The following is a 23,740-nucleotide window of genomic DNA, read 5'->3' on the forward strand; positions in this document are numbered from 1 at the left end:
TTTACACTATCGTGTCACGTTCTCGAGTCGATAAGTTCTAAAAAATCATTTTTGCGTTATATATTCGCGTCGCCTTTGTATATCCAAACTTTCACACCTATGGTTCCATATTTTGTTTCCGCTCTGGCTGTAGAGTAATCTATAATAGCTCTAAGCGTCTGGAGTGGGAGTCTTCCCTTCAAATACCACTCAGTTCTTGCAATTTCAGCACCTGCCAACCTACCAGAGACCATTATCTTTATTCCCTTTGCTCCTCTTCTCATTGCAGCAGCGATTGCTCTTTTCATGACAATCTTGTAGGAAGCCCTCTTCTCAATTTTCTGTGCAATGGATTCTGCTACGAGTGTTGCCTCAGTCTCAGGCGTTTTTACTTCGACTATGTCAACACCAAACTTCCTGTTAAATTTGCTCTCGAGTGATTGTCTGAGTTCTGTTATGCCAGCACCTTTTCTTCCGATGAGAATTCCAGGTCTTGCTGCATGGATAGTGACCAATACTCTTTCAGCATCTGGTCTTTGGATAAATACTCTTGCAATACCTGCTTGGTTGTATGTTTTCTTTATGAAGTCCCTGATGGCTTCGTCTTCGAGTAAGTATTCACTGTATTTTTTCTCATTGAACCACTGTGCGTCCCATTCTGCCGTTAATCCGAGCCTAAAACCCTTTGGATGAACTTTTTGACCCACCTATATCACCTCACAAGCATGTTTTTGTATTATTTTGCATTTTCTTTGTATTCTTTTTCTTTTTCCCTGTCTCTAACAACAACAGTTATATGGGACATCCTTTTCTGAATGATGTCCGCTCTTCCTCTACCGCGTGGCCAAACTCTCTTCATTCTTGGTCCGTCGTTTACGTAGCATTCGGCAACATAAAGGTTGTCTTCGGAAAGTCCAAAGTTATTCGTTGCATTCGCTACTGCAGATTTTAGCACATTGTACACGATTCGTGCAGCCTTTTTAGGCGAAAATTCAAGAATTGTATACGCTTCTGAAACATTTTTACCCCTTATGGAGTTAACAACAGCTCTTGCCTTCCTAGGAGATATGCGCACGAACCTTGCAACAGCACGTGCTTCATATTTTGGTAACGTTGCGAGAACCTCTTTACGTTTCGCATGGAACTTGGACCTTTTGAGTCCTTCTCGTTTGACGATGGGTTGCATTATATACTCCCTCCTCGTATAATAAGTTCGGTAAAAATTAAAATTGGTCTTTGAAAATTGAATGCATATTTTTTAACACCTCTGGTAAAATAGTTTCAGGTTGCCCCTCCTTGAGACTTTGTTCTCTTAAATAAGATTGCCTAACTAGAGTACAGCTTTTTACTTGCCGGAAAATGTTTTGCCTCGTTTTCTTATGTACCGCGAGGTTGTAAGGCTGTACTCAATCCGGAGGTGATTCCTTTGGCTATTTTAGCTATTGATGTCTCAAAGAACTATCTTTCTTTCTTTTCTGATTTCATCGGTAGTGGGACTGTTGAGAACTCTCCTCAAGGTATTGTTGAACTTTTTAACAAAGCTTTTGCTTCTTCTTCCGATTTTTCTCTTGTCCTTGAATCAACTGGTGTTTTTTCTTTTAATGTCGCTAACTTCTTCTTTCAAAACAACGTACCTGTCTTTTGGGTTAAAACTGATAACATTAAGCTCTATCGCAAAATTCTCAATCGTCCTAAAACTGACAAAATCGATGCTGAACTTATTTTCTCTATCGCTTCTAAATTTCCTGAGTCTTTAGTCCCTTTTGTCAATAACTCATATATCATCTCTGAGCTTCGTAATCTCACCAGACTTTATTTAAAGTTCAACGAAGATATCGCTCGATTGAAACTTAGGCTCTATTCGTATGTTTCTCTTTATTTCCCTAAACTTGACTTTAAACTAAATAAGACTTTCGAATGCCTGCTTAAAGATTATACAATCGAAGAAATCGCAAACATGCCAATTGAAGAGTTATTTGAATATATTGCGAAAATTTCCAGACACAATGTCTCTTCACAAGTCTTAGCAGAAAAACTCCAAACTCTTGCTAAAGATGCCTTGAGGTTGTCTGTTAATCCTTCAAACACTCTGAGAATATCTATTGTTTCCACTATCGATTTGATACAGCACTATGAAAAACAAATCGAACTAGTAAAGAAAGAAATAAGTAAATTACTTAAAGTAATTTCGAACACACTAACAACAGTCAAAGGGATAGGAGAAATAACTGCAGCTGGAATTATAGCCGAAATAGGAGACATCAATCGTTTCGAAAAAGCCTCAGCGTTAGCATCATACGCAGGGCTTGTATGGACAATCAATCAAAGTGGAAATTACAAATCAGAAAACAACCAACTAACGAAAAAAGGGAACAAGTATCTAAGAACATACCTAGTAATGGCAGCGAACGGAGTAAAGACATACGATCCTGTATACAAAGAATATTATCGCAAAAAGTACGCAGAAGCAACAACACACAAACACATGAGAGCGCTAATATTAACTGCAAGGAAATTAGTAAATTTAGTGTATTATTTACTAAAGAACAACGTACCGTATGTACCGATGAAATAGGTAAAAAGAACGAAATCAAGTATGTGAAGAATGAAAGTGAAATATTAAGTTATTGAAAGTCAAAGTGTTGACTAGGTTTTTTATTTTTCTATTTTTTCTCCTCTTGACTTATTACCGGAAATCTTATTTCTTGACCTCACCTTTTTTAGCTGATTTGTTCGTGTGACCTCCAAATCTCCTGGTGAACGAGAATTCGCCAAGCTTGTGACCAACCATGTTTTCCGTTATGTAGACCGGAATGTGTTTCATACCGTTGTAGACCGCAATTGTGTGGCCAACCATTTCGGGAACGATTGTACTTGCCCTGCTCCATGTTTTGATAATCTTCTTTTCACCAGTCTCGTTAAGCATTCTTATCTTCTTTAACAGTTTCGGATCTACGTAAGGTCCTTTTTTACTGGAACGGCTCATTTATTACACCTCCTGATTGCTCAACACTTATCAGCTTATTAAGCGTTCCTTCTTCTTACAATGAATTTATCACTTGGTCTCTTACCTCTTCTTGTCTTGTAACCCTTTGCTGGAACGCCCCATGGACTCTGTGGATGGTGACCTTTACCTCTACCTTCTCCACCACCGTGTGGGTGATCAACCGGGTTCATAACAACACCACGGACATGTGGTCTTCTACCTTTCCATCTTTCCCTACCGGCTTTACCGGAAACCTCGTTTTTGTGGTCTTCGTTCCCTACAACGCCAACTGTTGCGTAGCATCTTACGTGAACTTTGCGAAGCTCTCCAGAAGGCATTCTAAGAAGTGCATAGTCGCCTTCTTTTGCCATTAACTGACAAGAAACACCAGCACTTCTTGCTATTTTAGCACCACCACGTGGGTAGAACTCTATGTTGTGAACAATTGTACCAACTGGGATGTTTTCAAGTGGCAGCGCGTTACCTGGTTTTATTTCAGCGTTTGGTCCAGCCATCACTGTGTCTCCAACGTTTAAACCGTTTGGAGCAAGTATGTATCTCTTCTCACCATCAGCGTAAACAAGCAGAGCAATTCTTGCTGTTCTGTTAGGATCGTACTCTATTGCAACAACTTTCGCGGGAATATTTTCTTTTTCCCATCTTCTGAAGTCAACTATCCTGTAAAGCCTCTTGTGGCCACCACCTCTGAATCTCACTGTGATTCTTCCGTGGTGGTTCCTTCCTCCCGTCTTCTTAAGAGGAACTACCAACGACTTTTCGGGTTCTGTTTTTGTGATTTCCGAAAAGTCTGGTATGACCATGAATCTTCTACCTGGAGTTGTTGGCTTGAATCTTTTAAGACCCATTGTTATTCACCCCTTACGCTTGGAGTTCTTTAATCGTGTAGCCTTCTGCTAATTTGACTATGGCTTTTTTCCATTCTTTTGTATGTCCTTCTCTTGCCATATAACCTCTTCTGAGGTCTCTTTTGGGCTTTGGCTTCACGATAAGTGTGTTGACTCGTTCTACTTTAACGTTAAAAAGTTTTTCAACTGCTTCTTTTATCTCTTTCTTATTTGCATTTTTGTCTACTTCGAATACGTATTCTCTTTCTGCTCTCAGGTTCATTGATTTTTCACTGATAATCGGTCTGATGATAATGTCAGAATAATCTTTTCTCATTTTCCGAGCACCTCCTCAATTTTGCGAACGGTGCCCTCAGTAAGGACAACCTTTGATGCATTGATAATGTCGTAAACGTTCAAACCGTCGATGTTATTTCCTTCATTGTTGTTCGGGTTATCTGCGATGATAACCTTCACACCTGGAATGTTTCTTCCGGAAAGCTTTACGTTTACGTAAGAATCTTCTTTCTTTGGAAGAACGAAAAGAACCTTTTCGTCAGCGATTCCGAGGGCCTTCAAGACTTCTCTCATCTGTTTCGTTTGAGGTTTATCAAATCGTATATCACTCAGAACAATGAGGTTCCCTTCTCTGAATCTTACGGATAGTGCTGACTTCAATGCGAGTCTTTTCATCTTCTTGTTCAATCTCTTCAAGAATTTTCTTGGTTTTGGACCGTGAGCAACACCACCGTGTCTCCAGTGAATAGCCCTTATCGAGCCTTGCCTTGCCCTACCAGTGTGTTTTTGTGGCCACGGTTTCCTTCCACCACCGGAAACTTCTCCTCTAGTCTTTGTAGATGCTGTTCCTGCTCTTGCGTTTGTAAGCTGCATATCGATGTAGCGCCACATAACATCAAGGTTTGGTTCGATGTTAAAAACTTCGTCACTAACTTCGATTGTTCCAATCTTCTCACCTTTTATGTTCCAAAGTGCCACATGTGCCATGTTCTTCTTCCTCCCTTACTCCGTTTTCGGAGCACGTCCCTGAACTCTATCAGAAAGCGCCATGCTTCAAAATAATATTTAATAATATTTAGAATAATCACTTATCCACTTTCACAGCGCTTCTGATGAGAACAAGGCTGCCCCTCGCTCCTGGCACTCCACCTTTAACCGCTATAAGGTTATTTTCGGGGTCAACTTTCACAACTTCCGAATTGAGTATTGTGACCCTTTCATTTCCATACCTTCCAGGCATCCTCTTACCTTTGAAAATCCTTGCTGGTTCGGTGTGCTGACCGACAGAACCAAGTTCTCTGTGGAATTTCGCACCATGTGATTTTGGACCACCCTGGAAGTTCCATCTCTTCATTGCACCTGCGAAACCTCTACCTTTGGTCCAACCCGTAATGTCAATTTTATCGCCTTCTTGGAAAATTGCAACTGTGATTTCTTGTCCGACGGAGTATTCGTCTACGTTGTCTACTCTAAATTCTTTTAATACTCTCATAGGTTTCACGTTTGCTTTCTTGAAAACTCCAAGAAGTGGCTTTGTGAGTTTCTTCTCACTGACTTCTTCAAATCCAAGCTGGACAGCATTGTAACCATCTTTATCAACGGTTTTCTTCTGAACAACAACGCATGGACCAGCCTTCAAAACCGTCACTGGAACAACCTTGTCATCTTTCCACAAGCGGGTCATTCCGATTTTTCTAGCAATTATAAATTTCATCATAAAACACCTCCGAGGACTCACAGATTGATTTCAACGTCGACACCTGCTGGAAGATTTATCTTCATCAGAGCGTCAATCGTTTTTGAATTGGGTTCAATGATATCTATAAGTCTCTTGTGTATTTTCTTTTCAAATTGCTCACGTGAGTCTTTATGTTTCAATGGTGACCTGAGAACAACGTAAAGCGTTCTTTCCGTTGGTAGTGGAATTGGTCCGGAAACCTTTGCATTTGTTTGCTTAGCTACTTCCACTATCTTCTTAGCAGATTCATCTAGTAATCTATGGTCATATGCCCTGAGTCTGATTCTAATTTTCTGTCCTGGCATGTCTTACCCTCCTTCTTAGAAAAGGGGGGGAACCCCCCCGATTACCGTTTTGTCAAAGAGCCAATTACTCTATTTACATAATCAGGTCTTGAAAAATGAGATTATTCAATTATTTCAGAAACAACGCCTGCTCCAACCGTTTTTCCACCTTCACGAACTGCAAACCTCATACCTTTTTCAATAGCAACTGGGTAAATGAGTTCGATTGTCATTTCGACGTTATCACCAGGCATAACCATTTCTACACCAGCTGGGAGGTCAACAATTTCGCCTGTAACATCAGCTGTTCTGATGTAGAATTGTGGTTTGTAACCTTTTGTAAATGGCGTATGGCGTCCACCTTCTTCTTTCTTCAAAACGTAGATGTTCGCTTTGAACTTCTTGTGTGGTGTAATGGAACCTGGTTTTGCAAGAACTTGTCCTCTTTCTACTTCGTCCTTGTCGATACCTCTGAGCAGACATCCGACGTTGTCACCAGCGATTGCTTCATCGAGTTCTTTTCTGAACATTTCAACGCTTGTGATAACTGTCTTCTTGATTTCGTAGCTCATACCGATAATTTCAGCTTCAACACCTGGTTTAATTACACCACGTTCAATTCTTCCTGTGACAACCGTACCCCTACCTGTGATTGAGAAAACGTCTTCAACAGGCATAAGGAATGGTTTGTCAACTTCACGAACTGGTTCTGGGAAGTAGTTGTCCATTGCATCGAGAAGTTCCTTAATTGGTTTGAATGCTGGGTCATTTGGATCGTTTGCTTCAACTGCTTTGAGAGCAGAACCTCTGATTACAGGAACTTCGTCACCAGGGAATTCGTATTTGCTGAGAAGGTCTCTGACTTCCATTTCAACAAGGTCAACAAGTTCTGGGTCGTCTACCATGTCAACTTTGTTAATGAAAACTATCATTGCTGGAACGTTAACTTGCCTTGCAAGAAGGACGTGTTCTCTTGTTTGTGGCATTGGACCGTCTGTTGCTGCAACAACAAGAATTGCTCCATCCATCTGAGCTGCACCTGTAATCATGTTCTTGATGTAGTCAGCGTGGCCTGGGCAGTCGATGTGTGCGTAGTGTCTCTTCTCTGTTTGGTATTCAACGTGTGTTATGTTGATGGTAATACCTCTTGCTCTTTCTTCTGGTGCCTTGTCAATCATTTCGTATGGTGTGTACTCTGCCCATCCAAAGAATGAACAGTACTTTGTGATAGCTGCTGTAAGTGTTGTCTTTCCGTGGTCAATGTGTCCAATCGTACCGACGTTCATGTGAGGCTTGGTTCTTACAAATTTTTCCTTTGCCATACCTTTGACCCTCCTTCTTCACCTATGGTGGAGTATAGTTTTTTTGTTAATTGTTCGTAAATTAAACACCCTTCAGTATCTTTTCCGCAACTTTGTCAGGTACTTTGTCGTAGTGCGAAAGGACCATTACGTAGTTCGCCCTTCCTTGAGAAAGTGACCTGAGTGTTGTTGCGTAACCAAACATTTCACTTAATGGTACAAGTGCCCTTATAACTCTCAAGTGTCCTCTGTTCTCAAGTGCATCAATATGCGCTCTTCTGGAATTCAAATCTGCAATGATGTTACCCATGTATTCTTCTGGTGTCGTAACTTCAACTTTCATTATTGGTTCCAAAAGAACTGGTGCACCTTTTTCCATCGCTTCCTTAAATGCCATGCTTGCTGCTATCTTAAATGCCATTTCTGATGAGTCAACTTCGTGGTAAGAACCATCAACAAGCGTAGCTTTTACTCCAACTACTGGATAGCCTGCAAGAACACCAACTTGCATTGCTTCTCTAATGCCTTCTTCAATTGCCGGAATGTATTGTTTTGGTATCACACCACCAACTGTTCTGTCTTCAAATTCAAATGTCTTGTCAAGGCTTAGAGGTTCGAATTCAACAACAACGTGTCCGTATTGACCTCTACCACCGCTCTGTCTAATGTATTTACCTTCCGCTCTCACAGGTCTGGTTATCGTTTCCCTGTAAGCAACCTGTGGTTTACCAACCCTGACGTTTACGTTGAATTCTCTTTTGAGCCTATCCACAATGATTTCTAAGTGGAGTTCACCCATGCCTGCAAGAATTGTTTCTCCAGTCTCTTGGTCAACATATTCTCTAAGCGAAGGATCTTCTTCAAGAAGTGCTTGCAGTGCTTTTGAAAGCTTTGTTTCGTCATCTTTAGTTTCCGGCTCTATAGCGATGGAAATGACCGGTTCAGGAAATTCCATCTTCTCAAGTATCACGTATGTTCCTTCTTCACACACAGTATCACCTGTGATTGTGCTCTTCATTCCGATGACACCAACAATGTCTCCAGCCCTGACATATTCAACGTCTTCTCTCTTATCTGCATGTAAGAATATCAACCTTGAAACACGTTCTTTTACACCTTTTGTAGTGTTGATAACATAACTTCCTTTTTCCAAACGTCCACTGTAAACACGTAAGAATGTAAGTTTACCAACGTATGGATCAGTCTGTATCTTAAATGCATAGGCAACAAAAGGTGCATCTTCTTTTGGAAATACTTGTACTTCGTTTCCGTTTTTATCGTAGCCTCTAACAGGTGGCAAATCAAGTGGAGATGGAAGATACCTGATAACACCATCCAATAGTGGCTGAATGCCTACATTCATCTTGGCAGAACCACAAAACACAGGTGTTCCAAGGTTCCCTATCGTGATTCTTCTTAGGGCGTCGTGAATCTGCTCTTCCGTAGGTTCTTCCCCTTCAAGATAGAGCATCATTATTTCGTCATCTACTTCGGCTATTTTTTCAATCATATCTTCCCTGGCTTCTTCTGCTTTTTCACGCCATTCTTCCGGTATCTCTTCATAAACATATTCCGTACCTTCTGGATTCAACCACCTGATGGCTTTCATCTGTATCAGGTCAATGATACCCTTGAAATCACTTTCAGCACCCATCGGTATTTGGACTGGAATAGGATGAGCTCCGAGCCTTTCAACCATAGTCTGGACAGCCATTTCGAAATCTGCACCTGTCTTATCCATTTTGTTCATGAACGCGATTCTTGGAACGTTGTACTTATCAGCTTGTCTCCAGACGGTTTCAGACTGTGGTTCAACACCGGCAGTCGCGTCGAAAACAGCAATAGCTCCGTCCAGAACCCTTAGTGACCTTTCCACTTCGATTGTAAAGTCAACGTGACCTGGAGTATCGATTATGTTTATCCTGTGACCTTTCCAGAAACACGTTGTTGCTGCTGATGTTATGGTTATACCTCTTTCCTTTTCCTGTATCATCCAGTCCATCGTAGCGGTTCCATCATCAACACTTCCGATGGTGTGTTTTCTTCCAGTGAAAAAGAGAATACGCTCGGTTGTTGTTGTCTTACCGGCGTCAATGTGAGCCATTATTCCGATGTTTCTAAGCTTATCCAAGTCGACATATAAAGCCTTTATCTCTTCCATAGTTTCCTCCTCGAAGGCACTTTCTTTTTCGTTTTAAATTACCATCTAAAGTGTGCAAATGCTCTGTTAGCTTCCGCCATTTTGTGGACGTCGTCTCTCTTCTTAATTGCAGCACCCGTATTGTTGTAAGCGTTTAAAAGCTCCTCTGCAAGTTTCTCTTTCATTGGTTTACCTTTCTTCGACCTTGCGGCTTCGACTATCCATCTAATTGCAAGTGCTGTCTTTCTTGGTTCCTGGACTTCAACAGGGACTTGATACGTTGCACCGCCAACCCTTCTTGGTCTAACTTCAACAACAGGCTTGACATTTTCTACCGCCTGCTTGAAAACTTCGATACCACTCTTTCCTGTTTTTTGCTCAAGAATTTCGATAGCACCGTACACTATTTTCTGAGCGATTGACTTCTTTCCATCCCACATAACTTTATTAATCATCTTAGTTACAAGTACTTCACCGTAAACTGGGTCTGGTGGGACTACCCTAACTTCGGCTCTTCTTCGCCTCATCTAATTCCCTCCTTATTTCTTACCCTTAGCTGCCGCAGCTGCACCCGCTTTTGGTCTCTTAGCACCGTACTTACTTCTGCTTTGGCGCCTGTTCTCAACACCAGCTGCGTCAAGGGTTCCACGGATTATCTTGTATCTAACACCTGGCAAGTCCTTAACCCTTCCACCTCTTACAAGCACGATAGAGTGCTCTTGTAGGTTGTGTCCTATACCGGGAATGTATGCAGTAACTTCTATACCGTTTGAAAGTCTAACCTTTGCAATCTTTCTCAAAGCGGAGTTTGGTTTCTTTGGGGTCATTGTGGAAACCCTAACACAAACTCCTCTTTTCTGTGGGTGTCCTTGAAGCGCTGGTGACTTGGATTTTTCCTTAACTTTCTGCCTACCGTGTCTCACTAACTGATTAATCGTTGGCATCTTAACCCTCCCTTCAAACTCTACATTCGTGAGATATTATAACCACGTATTTTCAAAAATACAATAAAGCCCGTGTGAATTTTTTGTTTCGAACACTAAGTCGGGCGTTTTTGGCGAGAATATAAAATATATCTGGCTACAAAACAAGAAATCCAAAATAAAGGGCGCAAACGCGCCCAACATCTCTAAGCTTAATTTGAGAAATTGGCTGGGGCGGTAGGACTCGAACCTACACAACTGGAGCCAAAGTCCAGGGTCCTGCCAATTAGACGACGCCCCAGCGCTTTGTTTTTAAATGCTCATAAAAAACTGGTGGGTGCGGCAGGGATTGAACCTACGACCTCTTCCGCGTCAAGGAAGCGCTCTCCCACTGAGCTACGCACCCACACTTCGTCAAGCGATACACATTTTACTATGACACTATAAATCTGTCAAGGGGATTTTTTGACAATCCGGAAATTAAATTAACATCGCAGCTTCTATCTCTTTTATGGCTCTTCTTATAACCGCCTTTGAGTGTTCAAGCTTTTCTTTTTCGTCTTTTTCTAACTTTAGATGCATAACCTTTTCGACGCCTTTCCTTCCTAAAACTGCTGGATACCCAATATATACATCCTCTATATATACTGAAGGTGTCCAGACTCGTCGCTCGTTTTTCCAAATGCTATCTATTAGTTTTGCGGTAACGGCACCTATAGCAAGATTTGTTGCTCCCTTTTTCTCAATTATTTTATAAGCTGCCGTTTTCACCTCATTTGCTATTTTTTCGAAAGAGATGCATGGAATCGTATCACTTGCTTTTTTCTCGCACTTTTCACAAAAGTCTGTGAGAGGCACTCCACCAACCATAGCGTTCGAAAGCGGAATAAATTCACTATCGCCATGCTCGCCAATAACATAAGCATGAATACTGGCCGGGGAAATGTCTAAATGCTTTGCCAACAAAGCTCTCAATCTTGCCGTATCAAGTGTTGTGCCAGTACCAAATACTTTGGAAGAGTGTAATCCAGAGAATTTCCAAATAAAGTAGGTTAAAACATCCACGGGGTTTGTTATGTTTATAACCAAGCTATCTTTTGAATACTTTACGATATTCTCCGATATTCCTTTAATTATCCTAACATTATCAGCAAGAAGCTCTAGTCTTGTTTCGCCTGGTCTCTGCGCCCTACCAGCGGTGATGATAATAAAATCACTATCTTTGGTATCCTCCGGCTTTCCAGCGTAGATGTTGCAATATTTGAAAACAGCTGATGCGTGAAGTAAATCTAAAGCCTCGCCTTCAGCCCTGTTTTTGTCAATATCAACAATTACCAGTTCATCTACAATACCGTAATGAAGTAAAGAAAATGCTACGCTAATTCCTACACGCCCAGCTCCATATATGCTAACTTTCATGCTTATCACCTCCAGCACCTGTGGGCAGAAAGTTATAGAATTTTACATAATTGTTCTTTACTATAATTATATCACACTACGTCACTTAGGGCTATCTAATTTAAAGATTGGCCTGGAATCTATAAAAATACAATCTATAAAAAATCTATAAAAATACAAAAAGGCGCACTCGAATGAGTGCGCCTCACAACATTTACCTGATTTACCTGTTATAATCATTTACTCCCAATTAACAAGCAGAACTACAAAATCGCCGGGCATCAGTTTCACAGGAATGTTGTTACCAAATGAAAAACCCATTTTCCTTTTTCCATGTCTTGTTACTACAGTTACACTTTTTACTTCTACGTTTCTACCAACTGTTTCGTTTACAAGAATCTCTATATATTTTTCGTGTACGAAATCAAGGTTCCCAAGTACTATGACTCCCTTACCACCTTTCCAATAACTGTAATTGGCAGTTGTTCCATCTTGGTAATTTAAATAGACGTATCTGAACTCAGAATCCATGAATTCAGAAATCTCATCCCTTATCAGCAACACCCATTTTAGAAAGTTGTACATATCCTCTTTAGCTTTGTCCCAGTGCAGAGCGTAATAATCAAAGAAGGCAAGTTTTCCATAAAATTGGTCATCAGGTGGTAATAGCGTTTTTCCATAAATTGTGTTGTCGAGCCCGAGATTCATAGGCTGAATCTCCTCTATTTCCTGACCACTGTTGATGTAAGCTATTGAATTTGGTGACAAATACAGCAAAGCAGGTGCGAGGTATTTAAGCTTGTTCCCATTTTCTCTTGCAACGATTCTTGGAGTGTCAGGTGTTTCGCATGAAGCTATGTAAGGAACTTCAAGATTAGGTATTATTTCTTCAATGAATCTGTAGAATTCCGAAGGTCTTGCAACTGCATACCAACTATTTCCAAGAATACAGTCGTAACCTTCTGCTCTTGCTTTCTTGTCGTTTTTCATTTCTAATTCTTCGGCAATGAATCCAAAAGCCGGGTCTATTTCTCTGGCAGCTGAGATTATCATATTCTGAAGCTCTGAAGGTAGTGCATGTCCCATGTCTATTCTTGCACCATCGATGCCATATTTTTTCTGATAAGTTGGTATAATGTTCGCTATGTATTCCCAAAGTTTTTTGTTTGGCTTCCTACCAGGGAATTTACTTGATTTTATGACATCAAATAGTACGTATGGTGGTTGGTCTTTACTTACATACTTTGCACTTGCTTCTGGATGGTCAAGGTAAAGTCTAAGGAATGTCACATCGTCCCACGTCGGTTGTGGGTCGTTGACCCAGTCTGAGAAACCCGGAGGTGTTATGATTCCAAATTCTCTAGCTATGTTTGAAAGTATATCTCCTTCCATTTTCTTAACTTTTTCCCATTTCTCTTTGTCAATCTTATCTGGCGAGAACGTGAATTTGGTCAGGTGTGTTTTAACTTCCTCCGATGAATATATAACCTCTAAGTCTTCGGGGTCTGGTATTTTAAACGAAAGCTGTGGTATGCGTGGCGGTTTGTAACTCGCCGCTTCTTCAATTTTAATCCAGTAAAACCAATCAGGATGCGACTTTATTAAATCGCTGTCTCTTGCTGCTGTGCGTGGGATGAAATCCAGTACAACTCTTATCCCAAGCATATGCGCAGCCTGCACCAATGCTTTGAATTGTTCTTCCAACTTAATTCCTTCAAGGAGTGGATCGGCGTAACTTTCATCTAATTCTATTGGGTTTTTTACAGCGTATGGCGAACCAACCTCACCTTTTTTGAAAACATCGCTCATTTTGGAGATAGGAAGCATGTAAAGTACGTTTATTCCCATTTCTTTTAGATAGGGTAAAAGTCCTATCATTTTAAGGAATGTTCCAGATTCTTTGTAACCGAAGATGTCTTCAGGTTCAAAGGCACCAAATCCCTTGTGGTTATAAGCTGTTGTCGCTCTTGGCAGAGCACCATACATCTTTGCTTTTCTTAGCCAGGTTGCATCCTTTTCGCCGTTTAGCATCGCAAGTGATTTTGAATAATCTAAACCTTTGTCGTTTTCTAATATCGTGTCGATAATTATCGAGTAATATTCATAAGGGTCAACAAAGTACCTTCCATCCTTCATGGAAAGCTTTCCAGAATAATTGGGAATAATCCACTGACGCGGTAAGGCATACAGTGTCTTACCAGTAATTTTTCTTTTGAGATACTTGCTCAGTTCCCTAAGCTCTTTCATTTTTATACCTCCTTTATCCACAAGCAGTTTTTGTTTATATAGCACAGCTATTGACGATACCAAAGACTTGTTGTATAATCTTTCGTGCTGGACGGAGGCGTGTCCGAACTGGCTAAGGAGCCGGTCTTGAAAATCGGTGGTGGTCAAACCACCGTGTGGGTTCGAGTCCCACCGCCTCCGCCATTTTTTATTGTCTATTACTCTCTTTGTTCATCCCCTGCCTGCGCATTAACTACCTGATTAGCTCTTTCCATGGCAAGTGCCCTCATCTTTTTGTTAAGAGCCTCAACTTCTATTTCAAAATACCATGCTGAGAGCATGAGCAAAAATCCACAGGCGAGCCAAAAATACGCTGTAACTTCCAAAGCTGCTCCAAGCGTTCCTAACGCTACGGACAAGGAACCTCCAACAAACCTGCCAATTCCAGTTCCCACCGAGTCGGTAAGGTTAAAGATTGAGAAGATACGTCCTCTGTCTTTTGGTTCATTTACGTTTAGTAACATCATTTTCACGTTAGGTCCAGTGTATGAATCCATAGCAGCTGCGATAAATCCTAACATCCCGAAAGTTAAAAACCCTAACGCTCCGTTAGATACACCGGAGGTGTAAGGATATCTGAAGACACTCACAGTTAGGAAAACTCCTAATATGGTTGTAATTGCAGATACGAATGGAACCATTTTTTTTGAACGTCTATATATTTTCTCACCGGTAAAGCCACCTACGATATTTCCAACAATACTACCTAAAGCAAAGAGCAGAAACATTGTAGTAGCTTGATTCAAGTCCATAGATTTTTCCCGCCTAAAGAACTCTATCATAAAATATGGAATTGCGCCCCATGGTATCGTTCCAGCAATACCTTGCAAAAACAGGAGTAAATTGGTTTTCACCCTGACCAACTGCGCGTAATCTGAGAGCTTTGTCACGTACGAATACTCCACACCAGCTTCAGAAAAACCTTCTTCACTTGCTCCACGTCTTGGTTCTTCAAGGACGTTGATTATCAAAGGTATTAAAAGAAGATTTGGTGCAGATACGAGGATGAAAGGTATCCTCCAACCAAAAATATTAGCCGTGTAACCCGCAACTAGCATTCCAATTATGCTACCAACGGTTGCAGCAAGGCCCAATATAGATACCACTTTACCTCTTTCTTTATGGCTAAAAAGGTCTCCAACAAGTGAGTAAGATATAGGGAACGAAGCTCCAATCCCAATTCCAGTTAGCACTCTCCAAAAGAAAAATTCACCGTAAGAACCTGAAATAGCAGTCAAAAGACAGGGAATCTCTCCTACAAGTATGGAAGAAACCAAGAGCCATTTCCTGCTGTATTTGTCTGTAAGATAACCCCATATAAGACTAATCAAAGCACCAACTATGCTGAAAACTCCACCGATAAGACCTATGTGAGAATCTGTGATATTGAATTCTTTTTCTATCATCCCAATCACAGGGCTCATGACCATCTGGTCAGCATTCAGTATCACAAGCAATAAAAAAAGAAAAAGTACTATCCTTCTTCTCTCTTTCAAAACCTCCTCCATAAGTTTCCCCCCATATATTATGCATTTATATCAGCTTCTGAAGAGTAAAAACAAAGACCTCAAAAGATTCGATAGTATTATATCATAATCCAGATTTTAAAATCAAAAGAACATTCAATTCCAATAGGACAAATTCAAAACCTTTAAACGTCTAATATACTCGTTTAAATAGAGTAGAAGTTGGGTAATTAGTTAGTTTACCCAGCATTCTTTCACACCACCGTACGTACCGTCCGGTATACAGCGGTTCTTTAGTTGACTTGCGCTATTGCGCACTGGCTTGTGTTTCTGGAACTGTCGTTGATGGCATTCTGTTCAGCTACCCATCACTGAGTGGGTTACCAATAGGTGTATCCGTCCTGGGGGTAAGAACGACCGCTTTCATCCTATGTACTCGCCACATTTTACGTTCCCACTACCAAGCCCATAACAAAACTTTCACTGCCGAGCTATCGCTCATGCTGAGTGCACAAACAAGAGGCTCAGGATAACCTGAGCCTCTTGTTCGAGAGTCATTTTTTCATTTTTTAAATTAGAAGAGAGGTTCAAAACCTTGCTGGTTCCAATAACTTCTTTTCGCTTCCTCGTAAGCTTCTTCTAAAGCTTTTTTGTGACCGTTTTCCCAAGTTCCAAGTAAATTCAAAATCTTTTTCATTTCAGGGTCTGATACTTTCTCTGCGCTCTCTTTGTAAAATTTCTCAAAGTCTTCTTCAATAAGGTAAGCCATTCTCAATATCGCAAGGTCATTTGCCAACTGGTCTAATGAGCCATTCACCATCTCTGATTTTTCTCTTCCTTCAAAGAAGTCTGTTCGAACTATTGCTTGTTGTGCATCGTCAAGAGTCACTTCTACATTGTTTTCTACTTTCTTCATTAAATTCTCAATAAACCTGACATGGTCCTCCTCCATGTACGCAAGTCCTTCCAGAAGGTCTTTGATTTCTTTACTTGATACCTTTTTCGCCTTTTCTTTGTAAAATTCTCTTCCTTCGATTTCTCGCATCAATGCAAATCTCAAGATACCTACCACTTTCTCCATAAACCACACCCCCTTGTGAAGAGTGATAAGTTGTGTTTTACTTCTCATCTACTTCTATACCAAGTATATCATACATCCTTTGAATGTGTTCTCTTATTTCAAATTCAGAAAAGTTTCTTGCAAATCTTTTCAACTCATTTCCCTCACTGTCCACGAATATTATTGTTGGCACTGTGAAAACCATGTTCTGACCAGCTATCTCGGGGTTTTCAATCACATCTACAACTTCCAGATCAAGATTGTAGTCCCCGGCTATTCTCTTCATTTTTGGTAAAAAAGCAACACATACACCACATTTATCGTTTTTGAAATACCATGCTCTTATTTTCATAACCTTTAGATTTCCCTCCTACTTTTCCTGTTTTTCGTTTTTTTCTTCATCAAAGAAACCATTTTCCAGCATAAAGTCAAATACTTTACGAGCCACCGGTGCTGCATTATGTCCACCACTTTCTCCATTTTCTATCAGCACAACAACAGAATACTTTGGATTTCTGGAAGGTGCAAACCCTACAAACCAAGCATGAGGAGGACCGCTGTGCGTTTGGGCTGTACCTGTTTTACCTGCAACGGTGATTTTAAAATCTCTGAAACTTTTCGCAGCTGTTCCACCACTGGTGGCCGGTCCTTGAATAGTTGTTACCTGTTCTAATCCGTCTATTAATGCATCCCACACAGATTCAGGAATATTTAGTGCTACTTTCTTAGTTGAAACTTCCTCGTTCAAAACCAGCCTTGGTTTGACAAACATGCCTTTGTTAGCTATTGTGTTGTAAAGACTGAGAATTTGAATGGGGGTAAAATCAAGAAAACCTTGGCCAATCCCAAAAAGAACTGTGTCACCAGGGTACCATTTTTCACCGAATTTTTTTAATTTCCACTCGGGTGATGGTAGAGTCCCGGCAACTTCTCCTGGTAAACTGATACCAGTTCTCTGGTCAAGGTAAAATGTCCTTGAAACACTAACAAGCTTATCAATCCCAACATCTAGAGCTGCATTATAGAAATACACATTACAGGACACACGTATTGCTTTTCTTAAATCTACAACACCATGCCCTGTGGTAAGCCAATCTTTATAGCTTGCGGTAATCCTTCCTTTTGAATCTCTGTAGTGAAAAACTCCCCCACAAGAAAGTGTAGATGGATGACCATAAAGCATCTGAGCAATGGCCGTAATTACCTTAAAAGTAGAACCGGGGGGATAAACGTTTGATATGGCTCTGTTAAGCAAGGGGTTGAGTGGGTCACTAACCAGTTTCTCCCATGTAAGTGTATCAACCTCGTTTAAGTCCACATCCGGTGAAGGATAGGAAACCATTGCAAGAATATCACCTGTTCGGACATCACTTACTATGATAACAGAGGGTGTAGCAAGTCCCGTAAGTAAGTCATATGCATACTTCTGAAGCTTAAAATTGATTGTAGTCTGGAGGTCCAGACCATTTTCTCCAAGATTCTCTAAGATGTTTTGGCTATACTTTCCACCCGGTGACCTAATACCGTATGATACTGACAATTTACCTTTGAGTACATCATTATAAACATACTCAAGTCCCGCAATACCTTCGCCATCCTTATTTACACTACCAACGATGTGATAAAGAAACCCGTATGATTTGCGTTTTTCAACAGGAATTATTTGATAGCCTTTGCTTTGCAAAATAAACGCTTGTTCCCATGTAATTTCTACACTACCACTGTTTTTTAAAACAGCAATTTGAGAGTCGTCGATGTACTTTCTCAGTTGTTTCTCATCTTCCTCTGTGTATTTCTTCAAAACAAGTGTTGGTATCCTTTCACTCCAAGCAAGTTTGACCCCATCTGAGGAATATATCGTCCCGCGAAGTCCTCTGTTGTAAAAGCTTCGAGCAAGTAGGGAGTTCAAGAGTGCTACGTGTTTCGGCTGGTCTATTATTTGAACTTTCACAAGCCCAAAAATTATGTAGAAAAACATGATAAAGAATATGAAGAACGGTATATATCGCCTCATCGAGCTCCCAGCCATTGGTAATCACCCGCATCAATTAAGGTAACCTTTATCGATTCGTATTTTCAGAAACTTCTGCTTTATTTATTTTATTTTGAGTTTCTTCGAATATCTTTTCAACAGTCAAAATTTCATCAAGATTTGGGTTATCCAATTTCATCGCATATAACGTTTCAAGAATTTCGTTTATAACCGGACCTGATTTAAGGTTGAATTTCTCCATAACGTATTTTCCGGTGACTTTTTCGAGTTTCGTATTGAGAATGGCATCGATGTACCTTAGAAGGTATTGTTGACCTTCGTCGTCTAAGTATGCCGAAAGATGGATAAATATATAAGGATTGCCCTTGCCAATTACCTTGTAAATATCTGAAAAACTCAGTTGGGATTCAATCATTGATTTCAGTGGTAACATCATATTCTCAGTGAATTTCAGACTCTCTATGAACTTCTTTGGATATCCGTAACGATTTCTCATAAAATCTAACGTTTCCTTGTCGTAAAATTCCAAGAGCACAGTTGATATCGCATAGAAATCGCTTATATTCTGATACCTCTGCTTAACCAACGGCAAAAATCTGAAAACTCTTTCCAACTTCTCGTCCATCGTGGGTGTGTAGTACGTTTTTGGAAAGATATGTTTCAAAATGCCAAGTTCTGCCAAGCGCCTTATCGCAATTAAAGGCTGCCTTTCTTCCAATATTTTCTCTATCTCCTGTCTTATCCTTGCACCAGATACCCTTTCTAAGTAATTTGCTTCTAAGTTTCTTTTCAAAATCTCGAGCGTATGCTCTTCTATTTTGAAGTTGTACCTTGATTCAAATCTAACAGCTCGAATCATCCGTGTTGGATCTTCGATGAAGCTAAGGTTGTGCAAAATTCTAATGATGCCTTCTTCCAAGTCCTTCTGACAGTTGAAGAAGTCATAAAGTACACCGAACTCATTAGGATTTAATTTTATAGCCATCGCATTTATCGTGAAATCTCTTCTGTAAAGGTCTTTCTTTATCGTGCTCACATCAACTTGTGGTAATTCTCCAGGTTTCTCATAGTATTCTGTTCGAGCTGTAGCTACGTCTATTTTGAACCCATCTTTGAAAACAAGCGTTGCTGTGTAAAATTTCTCGTACGGAACAACAATCGCGTCGAGCTGCTTCCCAACGTACTTTGCAAATTCTATTCCGTTCCCTTCCACTACTACGTCGATGTCGTAGTTTGGAATATTCAAAAGCAAATCCCTAACAAATCCTCCAACCACGTAAACAGGCATTTTTATTTCATTTCCGTACACACCGATGAGTCTTAATAAATTGATAATCCTTCTATCGAGTCTTTCATAGATAATCTCGGTAATGTTTTTGAAATTAAAGCTGGGTTCGTGTTCTTGAGACGTTTGCACAAGCTGTTTTTGACTTGCCCTTATGATATCGGACCTTGTAACTATTCCAACGAGTATATTGTTTTCATCCAAAATCGGAATTCTTCCAACATCGTGTTCAATCATGAGTTTTTTTAGAGTACTCACGGGTGTATCTGTTTTTGCCGTGATAAGTTTCGAAGTCATCACCGATTTTACGGGTCTTTTACCTAGACCATGGTTAATTGCCTTTTCTATTGTTTTTTTAGTTACGATTCCAACAAGTCGGTCTCCTTCAACAATCGGTATGCCATTATGACCTGTTACTTCCATTATTTTATTCACCTGTTCTATAGTCTCAAAAGCCAAAGCTGTTCTAACAGGAGAAGACATTATATCTTTTGCCTTGAGGCCTGAGGAAATATACTTTGGAAGCAGGCTCAACACTTTGTGTATAACCTCTTCAACGGCCACCATCGAAAGAGTAGCGGAAGCTGCTTGCCTGTGCCCACCGCCTCCAAACTCACTTACCAATCCTCTTATGTCCACGTCAGGTGATTTCGTCCTTCCTACAATAAAGACTTTCTTACCCATTCTCACCACAGTGATGAGTGTTTCTGGTTCTTGTGCATACCAGTATTTTGCAACGACTGCTGAAAGCCCACCTATGAATTTTTCGGTTTCTGCATACGTGATTGTGATTACATGATTGTCAATTGTATAAACTTGTGTATTCTGCAGAAGATTTTGGAGCAGTAACTTCTGGTCAATTGTCAGGTCGAATTTCACGTATTCGGCTACTATCTCTACTTCCAACCCATGTTCGAATAAATACCTTATCGCATCAATATCATCTAAAGTAGTACTTGAAAATAACAAGCTACCCGTGTCCTCGTATATACCGATTCCAAGTAACGTTGACTCCATTTTATTTGGTTTGATTCCACGTTCCTTCATCATTTTTGTTACTATACTTGTAGCCGCACCTGACTGCTGGATAATTTTGGTGACGTTGTAAGCTGCATTATTAACTGTGCTTTCTGAATCTTCATCACTTCTGATATCCGGGTGGTGGTCAACTATCGTTATTTTGGCACCAGGCTTAAGTTTTCTTTTTATCTCATCACCAATTCTCTCCAGTCCAGGAGTATCGACGATAATTAACTCTTCTATTCCCTCCTCAACTTTCGCAATTTGCTCACTTGTTAAATAAGGGAACGCATCCTCGTACAATCGGAGGTATTCTTTGAGATTTTGCATTGGAACCCCTGAGATGACAATTTCAAAATCGGGATGGAGTTTTTTCATTCCCACGCAAGAAGCAAAACCATCGAAATCAGGATTATTGTGGGTGGTTATAACCTTCAACTAATCACTTCCTTTTTCCTAAGCTTGTTAACAGAGCCTGTAATAATCTCTATTTCTCCAGAATTTTCAACACGTGCTATGGCGTAAAATATCTCAAAGTATCTTTGAAAGATATTCCTTGATTTTCTCTCAACTACTGGTTTCCAAGAACCACAGTTAACATAGAATTTCACATCATTTTTTATCTTAATCAGCTCAAAACCTGGCTTATGGTTATGTCCCATAACAATTCCTTGTATATCTTTAAGGTATTGAGTCCCAATTGCGTTACCTTTATCCAAATACCCATCCATATTCCTGAAAAGCCATCCTGGTTCTTCAAATATCTTAACTGCCGCCTTTTTTAGATAATCGGTTTTCTTTAAGTTTCTGGTCTTCATAACAGCACGTACTAATAGTTCGCCCAGTTTTATACCACCAATTTTGTTCAAAAAGAGTATCGATAACTTACTCAAGAACGGATAATTCTTTTTCATCCAGTATTTAGCTTCTTCCTCACGCATCATTGTTATAAAATTGTCTATCCACAATTTAAGCAAGTCAACACTCGTCTCATACACCTTTGAGATTTGTTCGAGCCATTGGAAAACGTCAAGGGTAGGTCTAACATTATCGTAATCACTAACCACATCGTCAGGTAAGTATTCTTTCAAGACATCGTCGAAGTTTACCATCATATACCTTGATATAAAATCCCCAAGCGGTGGTATTATCTCGCCGTTTACTTCCAAAAACCTGTTGATAGCATCGAATTGGTTACCGTGAACTGCCAGGATGTGTGTTTGTTCATCATAGTAATACGGAACGATTTCCAAATTCTTTATTCGTTCTTTCAAGTTTTCTTGCAATTTTTGGTTTTTCAAAATATAATAATCATGGTTACCAATTACGTATTTAATCTTCCCCTTGAATTTTGATAGGGCTTCGAATACCTTTGGATGAGCACGTTCTATAAGTGTTATGAGCTTCCCGTCGAGTGAATGAACAATCTCCCAGAACGGTTTTAAACCTGCATGACGAACTATTTCGGATTCGAGAATTTCAAATCCGTCACCTACGATTACAAGCTCTGGGTTTTCCAAATCATTCCACTCGTTTATGAAATTGTTGAAAAGCTCATCTTGGCTGAAATCATCTTTACTATTCCCATCACCGATGTGTAAGTCACTTATGAATATTATGTTTCTCAACGCTCAGCCTCAACCCCTTTTACACTTGAAGACTCACCACGTGTATTTTTCAAAACTCAAACACTCTTTCAGGATGAACATACAAAATCTTTGTGCCGGGAATTTGCATTTTCCTAATGACCTTTTCTATGCTCCTTATGTACCTTGAGGATATGTGATACAAAATGAGTGTTTGAACGTTTGCATCTTGAACGAGCTCTATCACTTCGTCCAAAGAGGCATGGTTGTTGAATTTCCTATCTTCTTTTTTCAAAAAGGTACACTCATGAAAGAGAATTTCTGTATCTGCTACATCTTCCTTTTTTAGTAAAATGGTGTCACCAGATATGGTGAGAATTTTCTTTTCATAAGTTTCCGTTACACTCTCGCTTCCGTATGATTTTACAAGCCTTGTTATTTCTTCTTTCGGAAGGTTTCTGTATTCTTCCTTCAATCTCCTGCGGACTTCGATTAGGTGATATCCAAAAGCTGTTTCACTGTAGGTATGAACGACACTGAATGGTTTTATGTAACGATTAGTTGTTGTCGAATTTCTCAAAAACACCTTTTCTCCATCTTTCAATGGGACAAAATCAAGTTTGAACCGTAGCTCGCTATTTGCTTTCCTAAGGAAGTCCGCATATAATTCAATTCCCTTGTTACCAGAAGGATAATAAACGGTCAGAGGTTTTTCTCTATCTCCCATTGCGTTGTTTCTGGTATTGATTATTGACCATAAGCCTGCTATATGGTCGACGTGTCCATGCGTTAAAAACACGTGTCTAACCGCATAAATTTTGTTTGTTAGCATCGTTGCGACGCCTTCACCAGCATCGAAAAGAATGCGCTCAGGTGAATAATAAATCCACGTGGAATAGAGTGCCTTGGAAAAAGCTATTATATTCATATTTCGACTCTTCAACTCCTTTTTGCATGAGCTTTCTTAATCTTCGCTCTTTACTACCTCCACCTTTATCTTTCCAGAAACACCGCCTGGTAGTTTAACGACTACGTCATAAAGCCCCACGCTTTTTATATTAGATTCAAGAGATATCCATCTTTTATCAAATTCCTTTCCTAACACCTTTTCTATCTCTTCTGCGATGTTTGAATTGGTCAGTGAGCCAAATAATTTGCCACCTTCTCCAGCTTTTACTTTGATTTTGAAAACATGCTTTTGAAGTTCGGAAAGCAGTTCTTCACTTGCCTTTCTTTGTTCTTCTTGTCTTTTTCTCTCCTCTTCTTTTTGCCTTTCCAACTCCTTAATAACCTCTGGTGTAGCTTCTTTAGCTAAACCTTTTGGGATAAGGAAGTTCCTTGCATATCCATCAGAGACATTGACAATTTGTCCCTTCTTGCCAAGTTTGGGAACATCCTGCATTAGAACAATTTTCATACACGATTTACCTCC

At 40.1% G+C, this 23,740-nt stretch carries 23 protein-coding genes and 3 tRNA genes; 2 read left to right on the forward strand and 24 right to left on the reverse strand.

Annotated elements, in window-relative coordinates; translation table 11 throughout:
• Nucleotides 1-56 precede the first annotated feature (56 nt).
• Both rpsC and rplV read right to left on the reverse strand, forming a co-directional pair.
• The gene (gene rpsC / locus JM64_RS00160) at nucleotides 57-686 is read right to left on the reverse strand and encodes a 30S ribosomal protein S3 (RefSeq protein WP_014451922.1); all 630 of its coding nucleotides are present in this window, start codon (nucleotides 684-686) and stop codon (nucleotides 57-59) included.
• A gap of 29 nt (nucleotides 687-715) precedes the next feature.
• Nucleotides 716-1,165, reverse strand: coding sequence for a 50S ribosomal protein L22 (gene rplV / locus JM64_RS00165; protein WP_014451923.1), 450 nt, complete (start codon nucleotides 1,163-1,165; stop codon nucleotides 716-718).
• Between the two features lie 240 nt (nucleotides 1,166-1,405).
• On the opposite strand from rplV, the gene JM64_RS00170 reads away from it, so the two are divergent.
• Nucleotides 1,406-2,554, forward strand: coding sequence for an IS110 family RNA-guided transposase (locus tag JM64_RS00170; RefSeq protein ID WP_011994508.1), 1,149 nt, complete (start codon nucleotides 1,406-1,408; stop codon nucleotides 2,552-2,554).
• A gap of 123 nt (nucleotides 2,555-2,677) precedes the next feature.
• Here the strand turns inward: JM64_RS00170 and rpsS are convergent, their stop codons facing one another.
• The 14 genes from rpsS to JM64_RS00240 all read right to left on the reverse strand — a co-directional run bounded on the left by rpsS (nucleotide 2,678) and on the right by JM64_RS00240 (nucleotide 13,859).
• Nucleotides 2,678-2,965 (reverse strand): 30S ribosomal protein S19, encoded by a 288-nt coding sequence (gene rpsS, locus JM64_RS00175; protein WP_014451924.1) that lies wholly within the window; start codon nucleotides 2,963-2,965, stop codon nucleotides 2,678-2,680.
• 38 nt (nucleotides 2,966-3,003) lie between these two features.
• Complete coding sequence (gene rplB, locus JM64_RS00180; RefSeq protein WP_064011013.1) at nucleotides 3,004-3,831, reverse strand: 50S ribosomal protein L2; 828 nt, start codon at nucleotides 3,829-3,831, stop codon at nucleotides 3,004-3,006.
• Nucleotides 3,832-3,844: 13 nt separating this feature from the next.
• Complete coding sequence (gene rplW, locus JM64_RS00185; RefSeq protein WP_014451926.1) at nucleotides 3,845-4,147, reverse strand: 50S ribosomal protein L23; 303 nt, start codon at nucleotides 4,145-4,147, stop codon at nucleotides 3,845-3,847.
• Nucleotides 4,144-4,815 (reverse strand): 50S ribosomal protein L4, encoded by a 672-nt coding sequence (gene rplD, locus JM64_RS00190; protein ID WP_014451927.1) that lies wholly within the window; start codon nucleotides 4,813-4,815, stop codon nucleotides 4,144-4,146. The genes rplW and rplD overlap by 4 nt, the downstream gene beginning before the upstream one ends.
• Nucleotides 4,816-4,912: 97 nt before the next feature.
• Complete coding sequence (rplC, locus tag JM64_RS00195) at nucleotides 4,913-5,542, reverse strand: 50S ribosomal protein L3 (protein WP_041262863.1); 630 nt, start codon at nucleotides 5,540-5,542, stop codon at nucleotides 4,913-4,915.
• A 20-nt stretch (nucleotides 5,543-5,562) separates the two neighbouring features.
• Entirely contained in the window at nucleotides 5,563-5,871 is a 309-nt protein-coding gene (rpsJ, locus tag JM64_RS00200; protein WP_014451929.1) for a 30S ribosomal protein S10, read from the reverse strand.
• Between the two features lie 101 nt (nucleotides 5,872-5,972).
• Entirely contained in the window at nucleotides 5,973-7,172 is a 1,200-nt protein-coding gene (gene tuf / locus JM64_RS00205) for an elongation factor Tu (protein ID WP_064011014.1), read from the reverse strand.
• Nucleotides 7,173-7,233: 61 nt separating this feature from the next.
• On the reverse strand, nucleotides 7,234-9,312 hold the full coding sequence (gene fusA / locus JM64_RS00210; protein ID WP_064011015.1) for an elongation factor G: 2,079 nt from the start codon (nucleotides 9,310-9,312) through the stop codon (nucleotides 7,234-7,236).
• 38 nt (nucleotides 9,313-9,350) lie between these two features.
• Nucleotides 9,351-9,818: a 30S ribosomal protein S7 gene (rpsG, locus tag JM64_RS00215; RefSeq protein ID WP_029683956.1), complete on the reverse strand. Its 468-nt coding sequence runs from the start codon at nucleotides 9,816-9,818 to the stop codon at nucleotides 9,351-9,353.
• Nucleotides 9,819-9,830: 12 nt separating this feature from the next.
• Nucleotides 9,831-10,235 carry a 30S ribosomal protein S12 gene (rpsL, locus tag JM64_RS00220; RefSeq protein ID WP_064011016.1) on the reverse strand — a complete coding sequence of 135 codons (405 nt, stop codon included), beginning with the start codon at nucleotides 10,233-10,235 and terminating at the stop codon, nucleotides 9,831-9,833.
• 205 nt (nucleotides 10,236-10,440) lie between these two features.
• Nucleotides 10,441-10,515: transfer RNA gene (locus JM64_RS00225), tRNA-Gln, on the reverse strand.
• Nucleotides 10,516-10,545: 30 nt separating this feature from the next.
• Nucleotides 10,546-10,620, reverse strand: a tRNA-Val gene (locus tag JM64_RS00230).
• A 74-nt stretch (nucleotides 10,621-10,694) separates the two neighbouring features.
• The gene (locus tag JM64_RS00235) at nucleotides 10,695-11,633 is read right to left on the reverse strand and encodes an L-lactate dehydrogenase (protein ID WP_064011017.1); all 939 of its coding nucleotides are present in this window, start codon (nucleotides 11,631-11,633) and stop codon (nucleotides 10,695-10,697) included.
• A 219-nt stretch (nucleotides 11,634-11,852) separates the two neighbouring features.
• Nucleotides 11,853-13,859, reverse strand: coding sequence for an alpha-amylase family glycosyl hydrolase (locus JM64_RS00240; protein ID WP_064011018.1), 2,007 nt, complete (start codon nucleotides 13,857-13,859; stop codon nucleotides 11,853-11,855).
• 93 nt (nucleotides 13,860-13,952) lie between these two features.
• On the opposite strand from JM64_RS00240, the gene JM64_RS00245 reads away from it, so the two are divergent.
• Nucleotides 13,953-14,042: transfer RNA gene (locus JM64_RS00245), tRNA-Ser, on the forward strand.
• Nucleotides 14,043-14,056: 14 nt separating this feature from the next.
• Here the strand turns inward: JM64_RS00245 and JM64_RS00250 are convergent.
• From JM64_RS00250 to rplI, 8 genes are all read right to left on the reverse strand, one after another.
• Nucleotides 14,057-15,406 (reverse strand): MFS transporter, encoded by a 1,350-nt coding sequence (locus JM64_RS00250; protein ID WP_064011019.1) that lies wholly within the window; start codon nucleotides 15,404-15,406, stop codon nucleotides 14,057-14,059.
• Between the two features lie 532 nt (nucleotides 15,407-15,938).
• Nucleotides 15,939-16,445, reverse strand: coding sequence for a ferritin-like domain-containing protein (locus JM64_RS00255; protein ID WP_064011020.1), 507 nt, complete (start codon nucleotides 16,443-16,445; stop codon nucleotides 15,939-15,941).
• Nucleotides 16,446-16,482: 37 nt separating this feature from the next.
• A complete protein-coding gene (locus JM64_RS00260) occupies nucleotides 16,483-16,776 on the reverse strand; it encodes a thioredoxin family protein (protein WP_064011021.1) in 294 nt (97 codons plus the stop codon).
• Between the two features lie 18 nt (nucleotides 16,777-16,794).
• On the reverse strand, nucleotides 16,795-18,438 hold the full coding sequence (locus JM64_RS00265; protein WP_064012428.1) for a penicillin-binding transpeptidase domain-containing protein: 1,644 nt from the start codon (nucleotides 18,436-18,438) through the stop codon (nucleotides 16,795-16,797).
• Nucleotides 18,439-18,484: 46 nt separating this feature from the next.
• Nucleotides 18,485-21,160, reverse strand: coding sequence for a CBS domain-containing protein (locus JM64_RS00270; RefSeq protein ID WP_064011022.1), 2,676 nt, complete (start codon nucleotides 21,158-21,160; stop codon nucleotides 18,485-18,487).
• A complete protein-coding gene (locus JM64_RS00275) occupies nucleotides 21,157-22,350 on the reverse strand; it encodes a metallophosphoesterase (protein WP_082868217.1) in 1,194 nt (397 codons plus the stop codon). Before JM64_RS00275 ends, JM64_RS00270 begins: the two co-directional genes overlap by 4 nt.
• 49 nt (nucleotides 22,351-22,399) lie before the next feature.
• Nucleotides 22,400-23,236 (reverse strand): MBL fold metallo-hydrolase, encoded by an 837-nt coding sequence (locus JM64_RS00280; RefSeq protein ID WP_064011023.1) that lies wholly within the window; start codon nucleotides 23,234-23,236, stop codon nucleotides 22,400-22,402.
• A gap of 36 nt (nucleotides 23,237-23,272) precedes the next feature.
• The gene (gene rplI, locus JM64_RS00285) at nucleotides 23,273-23,725 is read right to left on the reverse strand and encodes a 50S ribosomal protein L9 (protein WP_014451943.1); all 453 of its coding nucleotides are present in this window, start codon (nucleotides 23,723-23,725) and stop codon (nucleotides 23,273-23,275) included.
• Between the last annotated feature and the right edge of the window lie 15 nt (nucleotides 23,726-23,740).

It is taken from the genome of Fervidobacterium pennivorans (assembly GCF_001644665.1).
Classification (GTDB): Bacteria; Thermotogota; Thermotogae; order Thermotogales; family Fervidobacteriaceae; genus Fervidobacterium; species Fervidobacterium ngatamarikiense.